This is a genomic window from Deltaproteobacteria bacterium (genome assembly GCA_016210005.1).
Classification (GTDB): Bacteria; Desulfobacterota; Binatia; order HRBIN30; family JACQVA1; genus JACQVA1.
On sequence record JACQVA010000170.1, the window covers coordinates 33,007 to 50,166 of the forward strand.

Here is a 17,160-nt window from a genome sequence, read left to right on the forward strand (position 1 = left end):
ATGGACACCCCCGCCACCATTTTGATTGCCGACGACGAGGAGTCGATCCGCTGGGTGTTGCACGAGGCGCTGGCGGCCGATGGCCACCGCGTGATCACCGCCGGTGACGGCGAGGCGGCGCTGGCGCAGCTCAACAGCGGCACCATCGACCTGGCGCTGGTCGACATCAAGATGCCCGACCTCGACGGTCTGGAGTTGCTCAGCCGCGCGCGCGCCGCCGGCACCAGCGCCCCGATCATCATCATGACCGCCCAGAACACCATGGCCCACGCCATCGAGGCGATGAAGCGGGGGGCTTACGACTACGTCACCAAGCCCTTCGAGCTCGACGAGGTGCGCGCCCTGACCCAGCGCGCGCTGGAAATGCGGCGGTTGAGCAGCGAACTCAACCGGCTCGGCCGTGAGATGCGGCGGCGTTTCGAGCTGGGCGTCGAGATCATCGGCAAGACGCCGGTGATGCTGGAAATCTACAAGACCATCGGCCGGGTGGCACCCACCGATGCCACGGTCCTGATTCACGGCGAGAGCGGCACCGGCAAGGAGCTGATCGCCAAGGCGATCCATTACCACTCGCCGCGCTGGAGCGGGACCTTCATGGCCTTGAACTGTTCGGCGATTCCGCGCGAGCTGCTGGAAAGCGAACTCTTCGGCCACGAACGCGGCGCCTTCACCGGCGCCCACGAACAGCGGCCCGGCAAGTTCGAGATCGCCGCCGGCGGCACGCTGTTCCTCGATGAAGTCGGCGACATGCCGCTCGAGCTGCAGGTCAAGCTCCTGCGCGTGCTGCAGGAAAAGGAACTCACGCGCGTCGGCGGCCGCGAGCTGATCAAGACCGATTGCCGGATCATCGCCGCCACCAACCAGGATCTCGAGCGGGCGATCCAGCAGGGACGGTTTCGCGAGGATCTATACTTCCGCCTCAAGGTGGTTCCCATCGCCGTGCCGCCGCTGCGCGAGCGCCGCCCGGACATCCCCGAGCTGATTGCGTTCTTCCTCGAGAAGGTCAATCGCGAGCTCGGTACCAACATCACCGGGGTGTCGCCGGAGGCGCGGGCGATCCTGGTGCGACATCATTGGCCGGGCAACGTGCGCGAGCTGGAGAACACCCTGGTGCGCGCGGCCGTGCTGGCGCCGGGCCCGACGCTGATGCCGCGTGATCTGGCGCTGGCCGCCGGCACCGACCCGGCGCCAGCCTACGACAGCTTGTCGCTGGAAGAAGTTGTCCGGCACAAGCTGGCGGAGTACTTCCATCAAACCCGCGGGGTCGAGCTGACCGATCTGCACGCGCTGATCATGGGGCGCATCGAGCGCCCGTTGATTGAGTTGGTGCTCGAACGCGCCCGCGGCAATCAATTGAAAGCGGCGGCCATGCTCGGCATCAACCGCAACACCTTACGCAAGAAGCTCACCGACCTGAAGATCGAGGTCAAGAAGACCGGCCCGGCCGAGCCCTGAGGGGCCGCTGCCCGCCCGCAGGCCGCCGGCGCCACAGTCTGCCAAATCTGCCATGACCCGCACGCCGCGCGCCTGCTGCCTGCCGTCGCAGCTCTACCCGATCATCGACACGCTCGGTGATCCCGAGCGCTCGCCGGTGGCGCTGGCCGAGGCCATGCTGGCGGCGGGTGTGCGTTTGCTCCAGCTGCGCGTCAAGGACCAGCCCACCTGGCGCTTTGTCGAGCTCGCACGGGCGGTGCAAGCACGCGCGGCCGCCGGCGGGGCCACGCTCATCATCAATGACCGGGCCGACATCGCGCTCTTGGCCGGTGCCGGCGGTGTGCACCTCGGGCAAGAGGACTTGCCGCCGGCCCAGGCGCGACGGCTGCTCGGGCCGGCGGCCATCATCGGAGTCTCGACCCACAATCTGGCGCAAGCCCAAGCCGCGGCCGCCGAGGGCGTTGCCGATTATCTCGGTTTCGGGCCGATCTACGCCACGACCAGCAAGAGCCGACCGGACCCGGTACAGGGGCTGGCCGGGCTGCGCCAAGTGCGCGCTGGCGTTGCGCTGCCGATCGTGGCCATTGGCGGCATCACGCGCGCCACCATGGCGGAGGTGCTGGCCGCCGGTGCCGACGCGGTGGCGGTGATCGGCGACATCGTTCGCGCCCCTGATGTGCGGGCGCGGGTAGAGGAATTCCTGGCGCAGCTGGCGGCTAGCCGAGGCGCCTGAGCCCCGCGCGCCGGCTTCAGATGCTCGGCGCGGCCTTCTTCGGCGTCTGCTTGGGCGCTGCCTTGGGGGCGTCTTTGGGTTGCTCGCGGGCACCCGGCACGGGCTCGGCCCCGGTCAATTGCTTGATACAGCAGCGCACGAACTCGGCCTTGTCGGCCGGCTTCATGTCCGGCGCCAGGGCTTGGCAATTGCTCTGGGCGACGTTGGCGGAAGGCTTGTGCTTATAACCCAGCTTGGCCGCCATCGACTCGGCCAAGGAACAGGCGCTGTTGTGGGTGAGGGGTGGGCTCAGCTCGGCGCGCTTGGGCGGCTCTTTCGGCAGCTCCGGCGCGTGCGGCGGATCGGCCGCCAGGGCCGGCATGGCGGCAAGCAATCCGATCACCAGGCCGCTACAAAATCGCATCATTACAGCTCCTCCGCGTCGGTGCCGAAGCTGACATCATCCTCGGCACGGTTCTCAAATCGGGTGTACTCGGACATGAAAGTCAGCGGCGCCGTCCCGATCGGGCCGTTGCGTTGCTTGGCGATGATGACCTCCGCGGCGCGATCCTCGGCGTTCTTGTCGTAAACGATCGGGCGATAGAGGAACGCAATCACGTCAGCGTCCTGCTCGATCGCGCCCGATTCGCGCAGATCGGCCATCACCGGCCGTTTGTCGCCGCGCTGCTCGACCTGGCGGTTGAGCTGCGACAACGCCACCACCGGCACGTTGATCTCTTTGGCCAGGCCTTTGAGCGAGCGCGAGATGCTGGAGATTTCCTGCTCGCGGCTGTCGCCCGAGCCATGGCCGCGCATCAGCTGGAGGTAGTCCACCACCACCAAGCCGAGTTTGGAATCGCGATCGCGTTTGAGGCGGCGGGCCTTGGCCCGCAGCTCCAAGACGCTGAGCGCCGGCGTGTCGTCGATGTAAATCGGCGCATCGGCCAGCCGGCTGGCGGCCAATGCCAGCCGCGGAAAATCGCGCTCGGCGGCAAAGCCGGCGCGCACCTTGGACTGATCGACGCGGGCCTCCGAGCAGAGCAAACGCAGCACCAGTTGCTCCTTCGACATCTCCAGCGAGAAGACGGCGACGCCGGTGTTGGCGTTCATCGCCGCATAGGCAGCGACGTTCAAGGCAAAGGCGGTCTTTCCCATGCTCGGGCGGCCGGCGACGATGACCAGGTCGGCCGGCTGCAAGCCCGCGGTCATCTTGTCGAGATCATGGAAGCCCGTGGGCACACCGGTGACCAGCTCCTTGCGCTCGTAGAGCTGTTCGATGGCGCGCATCGAGTCGACCATGATGTCGCGGATGCGGAAGAACGTCGGGCGCACCTTGCGCTCGGAGATCTCGAAGATCTTGTGCTCGGCCTCGTCGAGGAACTGCTCGACGTCGGCCTGCGACTCGTAGCCGCGGGTGGCGATGTCGGTGGCGGTCTGAATCAGACTGCGCAGGATCGCCTTCTCTTTCACCAAGCGTGCGTAATACGCGATGTTGGCCGCGGTCGGGATCTTGTCCGCCAGCTCGGACAGGTAAGCGGCGCCGCCGACCTCGGGCAGCTGGTTGCGCGCCTTGAGCACGTCGGTGAGGGTGATCAGGTCGATCGGTTCGCTGCGCTCGCTCAGTTCGAGCACGGCGCGCATGATCTTGCGGTGGCTTTCGCGATAAAAATCCTCCGGCCGCAGCAACTCCAACGCCCGGTCCAACGCGGTATTGTCGAGCAGGATGCCGCCGATCACGGCCTCTTCGGCCTCGAGGTTTTGGGGCGGCAACTTGCGCAGGTTGTCTTCCAGCACAGCCATCGCGGGGCGAGACAGTACTTGAAACCGCCGCGCTGTTCCAGTCGCCTGGGGTGGGTGGCGCAACTGGGGTGGGTGGTGGGTGGCCCATACCGGCCGTTAATCCGGCGCATTGACTCCGCGCGGCGGCCCGCGTACTGAACGCCGCATGATCTCCATCGACGACTTCGCCAAGCTCGACCTGCGGGTGGCCACCATCGTCAGCGCCGAGCCGCATCCGCAGGCCGACCGCTTGCTGGTGCTGCAGATCGACCTCGGCGGCGAGAGCCGCCAACTGGTAGCGGGTATTCGCGCGCACTACGCCCCCGAGGAACTAATCGGGAAACAGATCGTGATGATCGCAAACTTAGAGCCCGCCACGCTGCGCGGCCTGCGCAGCGAGGGCATGTTGCTGGCCGCCTCGGACGCCGAAGGGCGCTTGGCGGTAGTGGCTCCGCAACGCCCCGTGGCGGCAGGCTCGCGGGTGAAATAGCGCGCCGCCGGCTACGGCACCAGATCGTTGCGGTCGATCACGTCGATCACCAGCTTAGTAGTATCGTTGCTGCCGTCGCTGTCGCCGCCGGCAGCAGTGGCGGAGATCAGGGCAGTACAGCGCGCCGGCGCGGCGCTGCTGGTGCTGGTGAAGTTCGCGGCGTTGATGGTTACCGGCAGCGGGCCGCCTTTACTGAGACCGCTCTTGATAGTGGCAGAGTTCTCGGCCGCGGGCGTGAGAGGGTTGAAATCGAGCACACCGATGGTGCCGGGCGGACAGTCGCCGTCGCTGGCGCTCACCGTGATCAGCTCGTCGAGGCTGCCGCTGGCGTCGGCGTTGGCCGCCGTGATCCGCGGCTTGCGTACGACCGCGGTCTGACCCTGGGCTACACTCACGAATAGCGGCATGGCCGCCCGCACCAGCGCCTCATGAACCATGGGCTGCTGCGGGTCATTGCCGTCGATGACGCTCAGCTCGAGCCCGGCGCTGTTGTTCTTCGGCGTCGCGTCGGTGCCGGCCGGCAGCGTGCCGACGTTGAACAGCAGGGTACAACGGTGCACTGCCTTCTTGTTGATGCTGTCGAAGCCGGCACTGGTAATGCTGAGGGGTACCGTGGCAGTCTTGCTGCTGCCGGCGTTGACGCTCACGCTCGGACCGCTGCCGCCGAAATCGGGGCTGGCGATAATCGTGCCCGCAGGGCAATCGTTGTCGGCAGCGTTGAGCACCAGTGTTTGCAGCGTCGAGCTGGCGTTACGCACGGTTACCCGCGCGGTTCTGCTAACCGCCGCCGCGCCACTCGTCAGAGTGATATTGAGCGGTCGCAGCGCCAGCACCACCGTGTCGAGCAGCGGCGGACCGCAGGAGCTCGCCGCGGTCAGGTCGCTCTCGATGAAATCCCCCGGCGTGCCGCGGCCGCGGGACAATCCCGCCAGCCCGTCGCGGGCAGCGAGCGCGACATAGGTGATCCGAATCTTGCCGTTGAAGAACATCTCGATCTGGATACTGTTGGTCGACGCGGCGTTGTATTCGTGGATGCTTTGAAACGTCACCGCCACCCGGTCGCTCAGCTGTTTCCACGACACCGTGCCGCCCGCGTTCGGGTTGAGGTCGTCGAAGAGGGCGGCGATCCGGGGGCGACTGAAATGAGCCGCCAGCGACTCGGCATAGGCGGCGTCACCAGAGTCGAAGGTGATGTAACCGTTGCTACCGACGTAAAAGGTGTCGTAGTTGGCGCCGTAGAGCGAGACCTGGGCGCCGCCCGTCAAGCTGACCGCGGCGTAGTCGTCGTCACCGAGCACCAGCGTGGTGCCGCCGGTCGGGCTGGTCGGAAAACTGGTCGCGGTGGTGGCGCAGGCGGAGTAGAAATCCGGCGAGCCGTCGGGAGTGAATGTCAGCTTGTGGCGGAGGAGATCGTTGTCGCTGGCGAACAGCTCAGTGAAGGGGTCGGTCACGGCGGTGGTGGTCAAGCTGTAGCAGCTGCCGCCGTTGTCGTCGGTGGCGACATTGCCGGCCTCGTCGGTGGCCTCGACGGCGAAGAAGTACTGCGTCTGTGGCGTCAAGCCGCTGAGCGTCACCGCGTGTGCGGTGCCGTTGGCGGAAGCGCTTTGGCTTTGGGTCAAGCTCCCGCAGCTGGTGCCGTAGCGAACCAAGGCGGTGGTGCTTTCGTCGGTGCTGAAGGTAATCGTGGCATCGGTGCTCAAGATCGTGTTGGCGCTGACCGCCGAGACCAGCGCCGGCAGGCAATCTATCGCCGCGCCGGCTTGCACTATCGCCGGGTTGCCGCTGCCGTCGTCGGCATCGTTGTAAGTGGCGGCGATACTGTCGCCGTTGGCGACCTGCAGGGTTCCGTCACCGGGGCTGCCGGGCGCGGCGGCGATCGGCAGCGAGCCCACAAAAGCACCCGAACTCGGCGCCGTCTCGTTCAGACTGGCGGTCTCGGCGTCGCCGCCGCTGGCCGTGACCGGCACGGTCAACGCGCCCGTGCCGGCGAGGTCACCATCCGTGATGCGGATACTGGCGGTGTCGGTACAGCCGTAACGCTCGCGCTCGAACACCACCGAGCTGTTCGAGGCGACGAAATTGTAGGCCACCAAGGCGAAGTCCTGATCGGTAAGATCGGCGTTGCCGGGCACGCCATCGCCGGCGATGGTTGCCGCTTGCACGGTAACCGTCATCGGGCCCGTGGTGCCGGCCGGTAAGAAGACGCTCTCGCTGTTGTTGCGCGCGTCGGCGCTGCCACCGGGCTGAGAGACCCCGAGCAGGAAGTTGTTGCCCAAGTAGGTGCTGCCGAGCACATCGACGCTGAGATTGAGGTCGTTGACGTAAGCGGCGCCGATAGTGGCGCCGGGAGCGTCCGTCCACACCAGCGTTACCCGCACCGGTAGCGCCGGATTGTCCACGTGGCCGCTGAAGGTCAGACTCTGGCCGGCGTTGCCGAGCGCGATCTCCTGGTCATAGAGCAAGCGGGGTGCGGCGGTGTCGAACCCTGTGCCCATGTTGGCCAAGCCGAAGCCTTGATTCTTGCCGGGAAGGTTTTCGTTGGCGCCCGTGCCGGTCAGGTGGCGGCCGCTGTGAAGGACGAACGCCTTCTCCAGCGCCGGGCTGGGGTCGCCCAGCCCGTAGGTGCGCGCCAAGAACTCGCGCACCAGGGAGACGTAGCCGGCGATGGCCGGGGTCGAATGACTGGTGCCGGACGACCAGGTGTAGGCCGAACCTGCCGGAAACAAAGCATCGCTACCAGGGGCGGCAAAATTGTTGCCCGCGGCGCCGCAGACGCCCGAGCCGTTGAACGTGGGCTGCGCGGCCGCGCCCTGGATGAAAGTGCCGGGGGCCACGATCTCGGGCTTGGTACGGCCGTCGGCACACGGGCCGCGCGAAGAGAACGAGGCCAGGTCGCGTGCGTCGTTGCCCTGAGCGGTGGTAAACCCGCAGCCATCGCCGGCTGCACTGTCCGGGTTGGAAGTCTCGCTGGCGCCCACGGTGAGCACGTTCTTCGCCGTGCCCGGCGACCCGACCGTGCCGTCGGACGGCCCGGCGTTGCCGGCGGCAAACACGAACAGCAGCTCCTGATTACCGGCAACGGCATCCTGGGCGTCGCGGGTCAGAGCGTCGTACTCCTGGGCGAAAGCATCGTAGGCCCCGAGCACGTCGGCCCCCCAAGAGTTGGCGCTGACGCGGGCGCCGCGGTTGAAGTAGTCGCCGACCATGGCGGCATTACCGAACCCGTTGTCGAAGCTCGGCGCGAAGATCCGCACGTTGGCCAACCGCCCGAACGGCGATATGCCTACGCCGTAATTGAAGCCGAAAGCATCCTCGACCGCCGCGCCAGTGCCGGCGTTGTAGCCGCCGACGATGGAGGCGTTGATATTGCCGTGCCCATCCGGGCCCACCGCCGATGACGCCGACGACCCGGGCGGCAATACCGCGAAGGCGAGCCGGCTGGGATTGGCGCTGCTGTTTAGTTCATAAAACTCGCTGTTGGCCGGCGTGCCGGTGCCATTGTCAACGCCATCGTCCACCACCGCTACGATCGGATAGTCGGCCGCGGTGGTCGAAAAGCCGAGCCCGCTCAGCCAGGCCAGATAACCCGGACCGGTAGGGTGCTGCAGCGCCGTGTCGAGATTGCCGGCCAAGATCTGCCCCTGGCGTTCGCAGAAGAGCTTCGGCTCGACGAACGGCTCAACGTTGATGACCGAGGGCACTTGGGCAATGGCCTCGAGCCGGCGGCCGCTCACCTGCAAGCGCACGTTGGTATAACGCCCGCGCAGCACCCGCCGGGGAGCCGCCACCACCTTATCCGCCAAGGCCTCGACCGCGGCCAAGTCCTGAGCTGCCGTCTCCGCGCCGGCGTACAGTTGTACCGTTACTGCTACCACATCATCCGACCCGAGGTGGTGATCGAGCGCCGGGGCGATGGCGTCGTTGGGCCGGTAGTTGCCGAAGTATGACAGCGACGAGGGCGCGCGGGCGGCGCGCTGGCGCACGGTCTCCAGCGGTTTTCCCGCCTCGGTCCATACCAGGTAAGCATTCTGCGGCACGTACTGGACCACTTGCGCGCCGGCGGCCGTGAGTGCGGTCAGGTCGGCATCGGTCGGCGGCGCCCCGAATTGCACCAGCTGTAACCGCCGCGGCGCCGAGGGCGCCGGCATGATCCCCGGGGCGCGCGCGCTACGCACCTCTATTGGGCCACGCCGCAGCGCGATGGGGTGCGCGCCAGTACCGGCGGCTGGGCGCACGGCGCCGCCGAGTATCAGCGCGGTCACGGTCGCACCGGCCAACTTACGCCACCCCCTTCGACTCATGCGTGGCCCCCCTACTGCAATCCGTTGCCGGCGCTTACCTGCTAACACTCTTGTGACTCTAGCTGTCGTGCCTAACAGCTATCACGGCTGGTGGCGTCTGCACAGCGCTTCTTTTGGGGCGCAGGCTCACTGGCCGGTGAGGGCGCGCAGGAGCGGGCGTCGCACCCAACCCTCGGCCAAAGGGGCCATGTGGAAGATGATCGCAGTGCGCTCGGCGCAGCGCCAGGCGCCGTCCACCCGCCGATAGCGATCGAGGTAGCGGCCCGCACCAACGACCGCGTCGCCGGTCGCCGGGTGCTTTGCGGTCAGCTCGAAGTAGCACTCCCCGCTCGCGACCTCGCCGTCGATCGTCAGACGCTGGTTGTGTACGGTGTGACACATGTCGTCGAGCAACGAGGCCACCACCTGGGTGTAGAAGACGCGGATTTCCGCGCCGCCATTCGAGATCAACGGCGCGATGGCGCCCTTGGCATCGCGGAAGTCACAGCGCGCGTCCGCGGTGAACCACCGCTCCACCAGCTCGTCGAAGCGCCGGTCGTCGACCAGGAAGCAGTAGGTCGCTTGCAGCTCGCGCAGCTGCTCGCGATCATCGAGCTGTTGGAGCCGTTGCCGGCAGCGGTTGAGCGCGTCGTCCATGCTGGCTTCCTTTCCCGCTACAACAGCGAGGCCGCGACCTGCGCCAACAGGTTGTTTTCCCCGTCGGCGATGGTCAGCGCCGTAGCGTCACGCAGGAACATCTCGGCGGGGTACTCCTTGGTCATGCCGTTGCCGCCGAGAAGCTGGACGGCAAGCGTGGCCACTTCGAGTGCGGCCTGGGTGCAGAACACCTTCGAGCCGATGGAATAGTCCAGCCGTGCGGGTTGGCCACTGCTGATGGCGGTGACGGCGCTGACGTAGGCGTCGCGCGAGAGCGAGCGCGCCGCCTGCACCAGCGAGAACATGCGGAACAAGCGCGCGCGCACTGCTTGGTGCTCGAAGATCGGCCGGCCACCTTGTATCCGTTCCTTGGTGTAGACCAGCGCGCACTCGTAGGCCGCGCGCGCCAGGCCCGTGGCCACGCAGCCGACGCCGGCGTTGAATCCGGCCAAGTGGTTGTGCATGTAGCGCGCGTAGGTGTCCGGCTGCACCACCATCCAGGGCCGCGGAATCCGCACGTCTTCGAAGAACAGCTCCCCTTGCGGCAACGTGCGTGCACCGTGCTTGTCGAGGGGGCGGCCGCGCGAGACCCCCGGCAGGTTGAGCGGGAGCAGGCATACGCCGCTCTGCTCCAGCCCGCCGTTGGGGTCGAGCTGCACATTGAGCATCGCATGCGTCGCCAGCGGCGCGTTCGACACCCACGCCGACTTCTGTCCGTTGAGGATCCAGTGATCACCCTCGGCGCGGGCCTGTAGCTGAGCCCGCGCCTTGAACTGCATCTCCGGGCGCATGTTGCACAGCCAGTCCGAGCCATGATCCGGCTCGGTGATGGCCCAGCAGCCGCGAATCGAGCCGTCGGTGCAGGCATAGAACGGCAGGGAGAACTCGCGGATCGCCTCGTTGTTGCCGCTCAGCAGCGCGACGTCGGCATGGGTGGCGGCTAGGAAGATGACTGCGGCCAGGCCGAGATTGCCCCAGGCCAGCGCTTCGTAGACGAGGTAGCTGGTTTCCGCCGATACGCCCAGGCCACCAACCACGGCCGGCGCCCGCAAGCGGGTGTAGCCGAGCGCGGCCGCCTGGCGCAGCACGCCGTAGAGCGCCGAGCCCGGCGCGACCACTTCATCCGGCGGCAGCCGATCGAGGGCAATGCCGGTTGGCCGCAACACCTCTTGCGCAAAAGCCTGCGCGGCGTCGCGCAGCTCGCGCTGCTCTGCGGTTATCGACGGGTCGTAGTCACAATAGTCCATACCGCCTCCGCGGGGCGTGCCCAGCACTCGCCCCGGTTGCGGTTGATACTACGGCAGAGCCGACCGCATCAATCCGCATCAATCAGGAAGGGTGGCCGCGCCACGGTGTGCGCTCTGGCAACTTCGGCTATAGTGCCGGGCCGTGACCGAGCCGCCCGCGCCTGCGACGTTGCCGCCTGCCGCCGAGGTTGTTTTCTGCGCCCGCGGGCTGAGCAAGATCTACCACATGGGGGAAGTGGCGGTGCACGCGCTCCGCGCCGTGGATCTCGATCTCTACCGCGGCGAGTTTGTCGTGCTGCTGGGGCCGTCCGGCAGCGGCAAGTCGACGTTGCTCAACATCCTCGGCGGGCTGGACGTGCCCACCAGCGGCACGGTGTACTTCCTCGATCATGATCTTACCGTTGAGGACGATCGCGAGCTGACCCGTTTTCGCCGCGAGCACGTCGGTTTCGTCTTCCAGTTCTACAATCTCATCCCCAGCCTCACCGCGCGGGAAAACGTCGCCCTGGTCACCGAGATTGCCGAGTCGCCGATGGACCCCGACGACGCGCTGCGGCTGGTCGGGCTGGGTGACCGGCTCGATCACTTCCCGGCCCAGCTCTCCGGCGGCGAGCAGCAGCGGGTGGCGATCGCGCGGGCTATTGCCAAGCGGCCGGCGGTGCTGTTGTGCGACGAGCCCACCGGTGCGCTCGACTTTGAGACCGGCAAGCTGGTGCTCGAAGCGCTGGCGCACGTCAACCGCGAGCTGCATACGACCACGGCGGTGATCACGCACAACGCCGCGATTGCGGGGATGGCCGACCGCGTGATTCGCTTGCGCAGTGGTCAGATCACCGAGGTTCACGCCAACCCCGTTCGTCTGACGCCGGGTGAGTTGCAATGGTGAGGCGCAGCCGGCGAGCACGCGGTGCGCGGCGGCCAGGGCGGCCATGAGCGCGCTCGATCGCAAGCTGCTGCGTGATCTGCGGCACCTGCGTGGCCAGCTCATCGCCATCGCCGTGGTGGTGATGTGCGGCGTCGCCACGGTGGTCACCACGCGTACCGCCTACGACTCGCTGCTGAGCTCGCGCGCGATCTATTACGCCCAGTACCGCTTCGCCGACATCTTCGCGCACCTCAAGCGCGCCCCGGAGGCGCTGGCGGCCACGCTCGCCACCATCCCCGGGGTCGCCGCGGTGCAAACCCGCATCGTCTTCGAGGTCACCCTCGACGTGCCCGGTCTCGACGAGCCCGCAACCGGCCGGCTGGTGTCGATCCCCGCACGCCAGACGGCGGTTCTCAACGACCTCTACCTCCGCCGCGGGCGCTACCTCGAAGCCGGGCGGCGCAACGAGGTGCTGGTCAGCGAGGCCTTCGCCCAGGCCAACCACCTGCAGGTCGGCGACGCCCTCGGGGCCGTGCTCAACGGTCACTGGCAAGCGCTGCGCATCGCTGGCGTGGTGCTGTCGCCCGAGTACGTCTACGAGATTCGCGGCAGCGACGTGTTCCCCGACAACCGGCACTTCGGCGTGTTGTGGATGAGTCGCGAGGCGATGGGCCCGGCGTTCAACATGGAAGGGGCCTTCAACGACCTGGCGCTGGCGCTGGCGCCCGGGGCCAGCGAGCCCGAGGTGATTGCTCAGCTCGATCGGCGACTCGAGCGCTACGGCGGGCTCGGCGCCTTTGGCCGTAGCGAGCAGATCTCCGCGCGTTTCCTCGCCGACGAGATCGCGCAGAACCGCGTCAGTGGCACCGTGTTGCCGGCGATCTTTCTCGGCGTCGCCGCCTTCCTGCTCAACATCGTGCTTTCGCGCCTGGTGAGCACGCAGCGCGATCAGATCGCGGTGCTAAAGGCGTTCGGTTACTCCAACCGCGCCATCGGCGGCCACTACCTCAAGTTCGCCTTCATCGCGGTGCTGCCCGGCGCCGTTGCCGGCACGGCTTTGGGTTTATGGCTGGGCTCGCTGATCAACCGGATGTACGTGCAGTTCTATCGCTTCCCGGTGTTTCGCTATGAAGTCGGGCCGGAAGTGGTGGCGCTGGCGGTCGGTGTCAGCGCGCTGGCTGCGCTGCTTGGGGCCTTGGCGGCGGTGCGCCGCGCCGTCGCGCTGCCGCCGGCCGAGGCCATGCGGCCGGAGCCGCCCGCTGGTTTTGGACGCGGCCTGCTGGAGCGAGCCGGCGTGTGGCGGTGGCTTTCCGTCCCGTGGCGGGTAATCGCCCGCAACCTGACACGGCGGCCAAGCCGCGCCTTGTTGTCGATCTTGGGCATGTCATTGGCGGTGGCCATCCTGGTCGTCGGCCGCTACTTCGTTGATGCCGTACACCTGCTTGCGGAGGTGCAATTCGGCATGGTGCAACGCGAAGACGTGGCCATCACTTTTCACGAGCCGCGGCCGGCGCGCGCGCGCCACGAAGTCGCCCGCTTGCCCGGGGTGCTGCGCTCGGAGAGCTTTCGGGTTGTGCCGGCGCGACTGCGGTTCGAGCACCGCTCACGGCGGGTGGCGCTCACCGGGCTGGAGCCCGGCGGCACGCTGCACCAGCTGGTGGATCAGCAGTTCCACGTCTTCGCGCTGCCGCCCGCCGGGGTGGTTCTCACCAGCAAGCTGGCCGACATCCTGGGCGTGCGGCGCGGGGAGGTGCTCACGGTCGATGTGCTCGAAGGCGAACGGCCGCGGCGCACGCTCGCCGTGGCGGGCTTGGTCGATGAACTCATCGGCCTGGCTGCCTACATGGACCGCCACAGCTTGAGCCGGCTGTTGGGCGAGGGCGAGTCGCTCTCCGGCGCTCTGCTGGCGGTCGACCCACCGGCCGCCTCGCAGCTCTACGCCGACTTGAAGCAGTTACCGGCGGTGGCCGCCGTCACCATTCGCGCCGTGGCCTTGGCCAGCTTCGAGGAGACGCTGGCGAAGAGCTTGGGGGTCTTCAACACCGTGGTGGTGGTGTTCGCGTGTGCGATTGCCGTCGCCATGGTGTACAACGCCGCCCGGATCGCGTTGTCCGAGCGTGGGCGCGAGCTGGCGAGCTTGCGGGTGCTCGGCTTTACGCGTGCTGAGGTGGCAATCATGCTGTTGGGGGAGCAGGCGATACTGACGCTGGTGGCGATGCCGTTAGGCTCTGTGCTGGGGTATGCGGCCTGTGCGCTGATCTCGCGGGCGTACCAGTGGGAGCTGTTTCGCCTGCCGCTGGTGCTGCAACCGCGCGTTTACGCCTTTGCCTATGGCGTCGTCGGTGTGGCGGCGCTGTTGTCGGCACTGGTAGTACGCCGGCGGCTGAATCACCTCGATCTGGTCGAAGTGTTGAAGACCCGGGAGTGAAGATGCACGAAGGCGGCGCAAGCAGGCCAAGTAGGCAAGGTCACCGGCCATGACCCGCTCGCGGCGTGGGCTAGTAATGGCGGCAGGCGCGGTGCTTGCGCTCGCGCTGGTGGTGGTGCTGGTGCGCCCGGCGCCGGTGGGCGTGGAGGTGGCGCGGGCGCGGCGCGGGCCGTTGCGGGTGACCGTCGACGAGGAGGGCAAGACGCGGGTGCGCGATCGCTTCGTGTTGACAGCGCCGGTGGCCGGCCGCGTCGAGCGCATCAGCCTGCGTCAGGGCGATACGGTCGAACTCGGAGCCCTGGCCGCACGCATACATCCGGCCCCGCTCGATCCCCGCACCCGTGCCGAGGCCACGGCGCGGCTGGAGGCCGCCGAGGCGGAAGAGCGCGCCGCCGGCGCCCGCGTCGAGCAGGCGCATGCAGCGCTAGCACAAGCCCGGCGCGCCGGCCGCCGTGCCCACCAGCTGGCGCAGGCGGGAACGCTTTCGGCCGCCGAGCGTGAAGTGGCCGAGCTGGCGGAGACGACGCAGACCAAGGAACTTGCGGCGGCGACCTTCGCGGCGCGGGCGGCGGCGCACAATGTGCAAGCGGCAAGCGCTGCGCTGCTGACCGCGGGTGGAGAGACCGCCGCGCTCGTCCCGTGCGGCGATAGCAGCGCTCCTTGCCTCGAGTTGCGCTCGCCGATTGGCGGCCGGGTTCTGCGCCTCCCCGAGCAGAGCGAGCGCGTGGTGGCAGCGGGGACGCCACTACTCGAGCTGGGTGATCCCGGCGCGCTCGAGATCGTCGTTGACCTGCTGTCGGAGGACGCGGTCAAAGTGCGGCCCGGTGCGCCGGTGCTGATCGACGACTGGGGCGGCGAAGGCACGCTGCACGCGCGGGTGCGGCTGATCGAGCCATCGGGCTTCACCAAGCTCTCCGCCCTCGGCGTCGAGGAACAGCGCGTCAACTTGATCGCCGATTTCATCGACCCGCCGGCGGCGCTCGGCGACGGCTACCGCGTCGAGGCGCGCATTGCCGTCTGGGAAGCCGAGGCGGTGCTGCAAATCCCGGCCACGGCGCTGTTTCGGCGCGCCGGGGTGTGGAACGTCTTCCTCCTGGAAGGCGGCAAGGCCCGCCGCACACCCGTCGAGCTCGGCCACCGCGGCACGCTCACCGTCGAGGTGCTGAACGGTCTGGCGGACGGCGCCACGCTGATTCTGCACCCCAATGACCAGATCGCTGACGGCGTGCGGGTCAAGCCGCTGGCGCGCTGGGAGCCGGAAGCGGCGCAAGCGGATTGACCACGCCCCGTCCGGCTTTGTTAAGCTGCGCTTGATTAACAAATTAGAAATACGACACACCAAGCAGCTGCGCTTGCTGCAAAGCAGGTGAAATATCTGCATCAGAAGCAATGTTGTTGCTATAGAGTCGTGTAGCTGGTAGGAATCGCGCATGAGCTGTGCTGGCTCGGTGCGATCATGAGCAACGATCTGATTATCGGCATGGCCGGCTCCGGTGGCGACGGCGTGGTTTCCGCCGGTGAGTCGCTGATCACCGCCGCTGCGCTCGAAGGCTACCACGCGATCATGACCAAGAGCTTCGGCTCGCAGATTCGCGGCGGCGAGTCTTCTTGCCGGCTGCGGATCTCGAAGCGCGAGATCTTCAACCCCGGCGGCACGCTCGACGTGGCGGTTGCGCTCAATTGGGAGGATTTCCTCAAGTTCGGAGCCGAGCTGCCGGTCGGCGGCCACACCGTGGTGATCTACGACAGCGAAACGGGAATCGCGCCCGACGAGATCCCGCTCACCGGCTTGAAACCGGCTGAGACGCTGGCGGTGCCGATCAATGACATCGCCAAGCGAACCGCCGGCACCGACAAGGCCAAGAACACCGTCGTACTCGGCCTGCTGGCCGGCTGGTTCGGGTTAGCGCGCGCCGGCATCGTGGCCGGCATGCGCAAGAAGTTCGGCAAGAAGAGCCCCGAGGTGCTCGCCGGCAACGAGCGCGCGTTTGCCGCCGGGATCGCTTACGCCGAGGCCCATCCGCTCGGCAACGGCTGGGTGATGCCGCCGCCGGAGAAGCATAACGGCACGCCGCTGCTGGTCGACGGCAACGAGATGTGTGCGGCCGCGGCCATTGTTGCCGGCTGCGAGTTTTTCGCCGGCTATCCCATCACGCCGTCGACCGAGATCATGCAGTTCTTCAGCCGCGAGATCTGGAAGTACGGCGGCACCGTGCTGCAAGCCGAGGATGAGATCGCGGGCATCGGCGCGGTGGTCGGCGCCTCGTTCGCCGGCAAGAAGGCGATGACCGCGACCTCGGGACCGGGTATGTCGCTCAAGACCGAAATGCTCGGCCTGGCCACCATCGCCGAGCTGCCGCTGGTATGCGTCAACGTTCAGCGCGGCGGCCCGTCGACCGGCATCCCGACCAAGAGCGAACAAGCCGATCTCTTTCAGGCCATCTTCTCCGCCCACGGCGACGCCGCCCGGCCGGTGTTGGCGCCGGTGAACGTCGAAGACACGTTTCGCGTTACGATCGAAGCCTTCAACATCGCCGAGCACTACCAGACGCCGGTGATCATTCTCTCCGACCAGGAAATCGCCCAGCGCAAAGAGACGGTCACGCCGATCGATACCAAAGCTATTTCGTTGGTGAACCGCCGCCGGCCGACGCCGACGGAACTCGAAGACTACGTCCGCTTCCGCCTGACCGAGTCCGGCATCAGCCCCATCAGTCGTCCCGGCATGCCCGGCGGCAACTACCTGGCCTCGGGCATCGAGCACAACGAGAGCGGTGCGCCGACCGCCAGCGGCGAGGTGCACGCGCGCATGAATGAGAAGCGCCTGCGCAAGCTGCACCCGCTCAAGGAACGGCGCGACCTGTTCATCTTGACGGGCGACCTCGAGGCGCCGCTGGGGCTGGTGAGCTGGGGCAGCGTGGCCGGTGTGGCGATGGAAGCGCTGCAGCTGGCGCAGGCCGAGGGCTTGCGGGTGAAGCTGCTGGTGCCCAAGTTGCTCTACCCGATTGCGGAGGAGATCTACCAGGATTTCTTCGCCTCGGTGCAAGCCGGACTGATCATCGAGCAGTCCCATTTGGGGCAGCTGCACCGGGTCATTCGCATGTTCCTCGACGTGCCCGCGGGGATGAAATCACTGGCGCGCAGCGGCTCCAACCCGATCGTGCCGCTCGAAGTGGTCGAGCAACTGCGCCTCCTCACGCTCGATCTGCAACGCCGGCGCGTGCCGCCGCTGCAACCCCACGAATGACGGCCGCTGCCGGCGAACAGA

General features: G+C 67.4%; 12 protein-coding genes. 7 read left to right on the top strand and 5 right to left on the bottom strand.

Annotated features, from left to right (window positions below):
* Nucleotides 1-1,455, top strand: a complete 1,455-nt coding sequence (locus HY699_16695; protein ID MBI4517443.1) for a sigma-54-dependent Fis family transcriptional regulator — start codon at nt 1-3, stop codon at nt 1,453-1,455.
* A gap of 52 nt (nt 1,456-1,507) precedes the next feature.
* The gene (thiE, locus tag HY699_16700; protein ID MBI4517444.1) at nt 1,508-2,167 is read left to right on the top strand and encodes a thiamine phosphate synthase; all 660 of its coding nucleotides are present in this window, start codon (nt 1,508-1,510) and stop codon (nt 2,165-2,167) included.
* 16 nt (nt 2,168-2,183) lie between these two features.
* On the opposite strand, the gene HY699_16705 is transcribed toward thiE, so the two are convergent.
* Complete coding sequence (locus HY699_16705) at nt 2,184-2,573, bottom strand: hypothetical protein (GenBank protein ID MBI4517445.1); 390 nt, start codon at nt 2,571-2,573, stop codon at nt 2,184-2,186.
* On the bottom strand, nt 2,573-3,946 hold the full coding sequence (gene dnaB / locus HY699_16710) for a replicative DNA helicase (GenBank protein MBI4517446.1): 1,374 nt from the start codon (nt 3,944-3,946) through the stop codon (nt 2,573-2,575). Before dnaB ends, HY699_16705 begins: the two co-directional genes overlap by 1 nt.
* Nucleotides 3,947-4,091: 145 nt before the next feature.
* Here dnaB and metG point away from each other — a divergent pair, with 145 nt between their 5' ends.
* Nucleotides 4,092-4,415 carry a methionine--tRNA ligase subunit beta gene (metG, locus tag HY699_16715; GenBank protein MBI4517447.1) on the top strand — a complete coding sequence of 108 codons (324 nt, stop codon included), beginning with the start codon at nt 4,092-4,094 and terminating at the stop codon, nt 4,413-4,415.
* An 11-nt stretch (nt 4,416-4,426) separates the two neighbouring features.
* Here the strand turns inward: metG and HY699_16720 are convergent, their stop codons facing one another.
* The 3 genes from HY699_16720 to HY699_16730 all read right to left on the bottom strand — a co-directional run bounded on the left by HY699_16720 (nt 4,427) and on the right by HY699_16730 (nt 10,599).
* Nucleotides 4,427-8,716 carry a S8 family serine peptidase gene (locus HY699_16720; GenBank protein ID MBI4517448.1) on the bottom strand — a complete coding sequence of 1,430 codons (4,290 nt, stop codon included), beginning with the start codon at nt 8,714-8,716 and terminating at the stop codon, nt 4,427-4,429.
* Between the two features lie 126 nt (nt 8,717-8,842).
* The gene (locus tag HY699_16725; GenBank protein ID MBI4517449.1) at nt 8,843-9,352 is read right to left on the bottom strand and encodes a nuclear transport factor 2 family protein; all 510 of its coding nucleotides are present in this window, start codon (nt 9,350-9,352) and stop codon (nt 8,843-8,845) included.
* 17 nt (nt 9,353-9,369) lie between these two features.
* On the bottom strand, nt 9,370-10,599 hold the full coding sequence (locus HY699_16730; GenBank protein MBI4517450.1) for an acyl-CoA/acyl-ACP dehydrogenase: 1,230 nt from the start codon (nt 10,597-10,599) through the stop codon (nt 9,370-9,372).
* Nucleotides 10,600-10,825: 226 nt separating this feature from the next.
* Between HY699_16730 and HY699_16735 the strand changes: the two genes are divergently transcribed.
* The 4 genes from HY699_16735 to HY699_16750 all read left to right on the top strand — a co-directional run bounded on the left by HY699_16735 (nt 10,826) and on the right by HY699_16750 (nt 17,139).
* Nucleotides 10,826-11,485, top strand: coding sequence for an ABC transporter ATP-binding protein (locus tag HY699_16735; protein MBI4517451.1), 660 nt, complete (start codon nt 10,826-10,828; stop codon nt 11,483-11,485).
* Between the two features lie 43 nt (nt 11,486-11,528).
* The gene (locus tag HY699_16740; GenBank protein ID MBI4517452.1) at nt 11,529-13,892 is read left to right on the top strand and encodes an FtsX-like permease family protein; all 2,364 of its coding nucleotides are present in this window, start codon (nt 11,529-11,531) and stop codon (nt 13,890-13,892) included.
* Nucleotides 13,893-13,941: 49 nt separating this feature from the next.
* Complete coding sequence (locus HY699_16745) at nt 13,942-15,171, top strand: HlyD family efflux transporter periplasmic adaptor subunit (GenBank protein MBI4517453.1); 1,230 nt, start codon at nt 13,942-13,944, stop codon at nt 15,169-15,171.
* A 177-nt stretch (nt 15,172-15,348) separates the two neighbouring features.
* On the top strand, nt 15,349-17,139 hold the full coding sequence (locus HY699_16750) for a 2-oxoacid:acceptor oxidoreductase subunit alpha (protein MBI4517454.1): 1,791 nt from the start codon (nt 15,349-15,351) through the stop codon (nt 17,137-17,139).
* Nucleotides 17,140-17,160 lie beyond the last annotated feature (21 nt).

Bases quoted from the DNA above. Each gene is read 5' to 3' on its own strand.
- HY699_16745 (MBI4517453.1), top strand. From the start codon at position 13,942: ATGACCCGCTCGCGGCGTGGGCTAGTAATGGCGGCAGGCGCGGTGCTT.
- thiE (MBI4517444.1), top strand. From the start codon at position 1,508: ATGACCCGCACGCCGCGCGCCTGCTGCCTGCCGTCGCAGCTCTACCCG.
- HY699_16750 (MBI4517454.1), top strand. From the start codon at position 15,349: ATGAGCAACGATCTGATTATCGGCATGGCCGGCTCCGGTGGCGACGGC.
- HY699_16735 (MBI4517451.1), top strand. From the start codon at position 10,826: ATGGGGGAAGTGGCGGTGCACGCGCTCCGCGCCGTGGATCTCGATCTC.
- HY699_16725 (MBI4517449.1), bottom strand. From the start codon at position 9,352: ATGGACGACGCGCTCAACCGCTGCCGGCAACGGCTCCAACAGCTCGAT.
- HY699_16740 (MBI4517452.1), top strand. From the start codon at position 11,529: ATGAGCGCGCTCGATCGCAAGCTGCTGCGTGATCTGCGGCACCTGCGT.
- HY699_16705 (MBI4517445.1), bottom strand. From the start codon at position 2,573: ATGATGCGATTTTGTAGCGGCCTGGTGATCGGATTGCTTGCCGCCATG.
- HY699_16720 (MBI4517448.1), bottom strand. From the start codon at position 8,716: ATGAGTCGAAGGGGGTGGCGTAAGTTGGCCGGTGCGACCGTGACCGCG.
- HY699_16695 (MBI4517443.1), top strand. From the start codon at position 1: ATGGACACCCCCGCCACCATTTTGATTGCCGACGACGAGGAGTCGATC.
- metG (MBI4517447.1), top strand. From the start codon at position 4,092: ATGATCTCCATCGACGACTTCGCCAAGCTCGACCTGCGGGTGGCCACC.
- dnaB (MBI4517446.1), bottom strand. From the start codon at position 3,946: ATGGCTGTGCTGGAAGACAACCTGCGCAAGTTGCCGCCCCAAAACCTC.
- HY699_16730 (MBI4517450.1), bottom strand. From the start codon at position 10,599: ATGGACTATTGTGACTACGACCCGTCGATAACCGCAGAGCAGCGCGAG.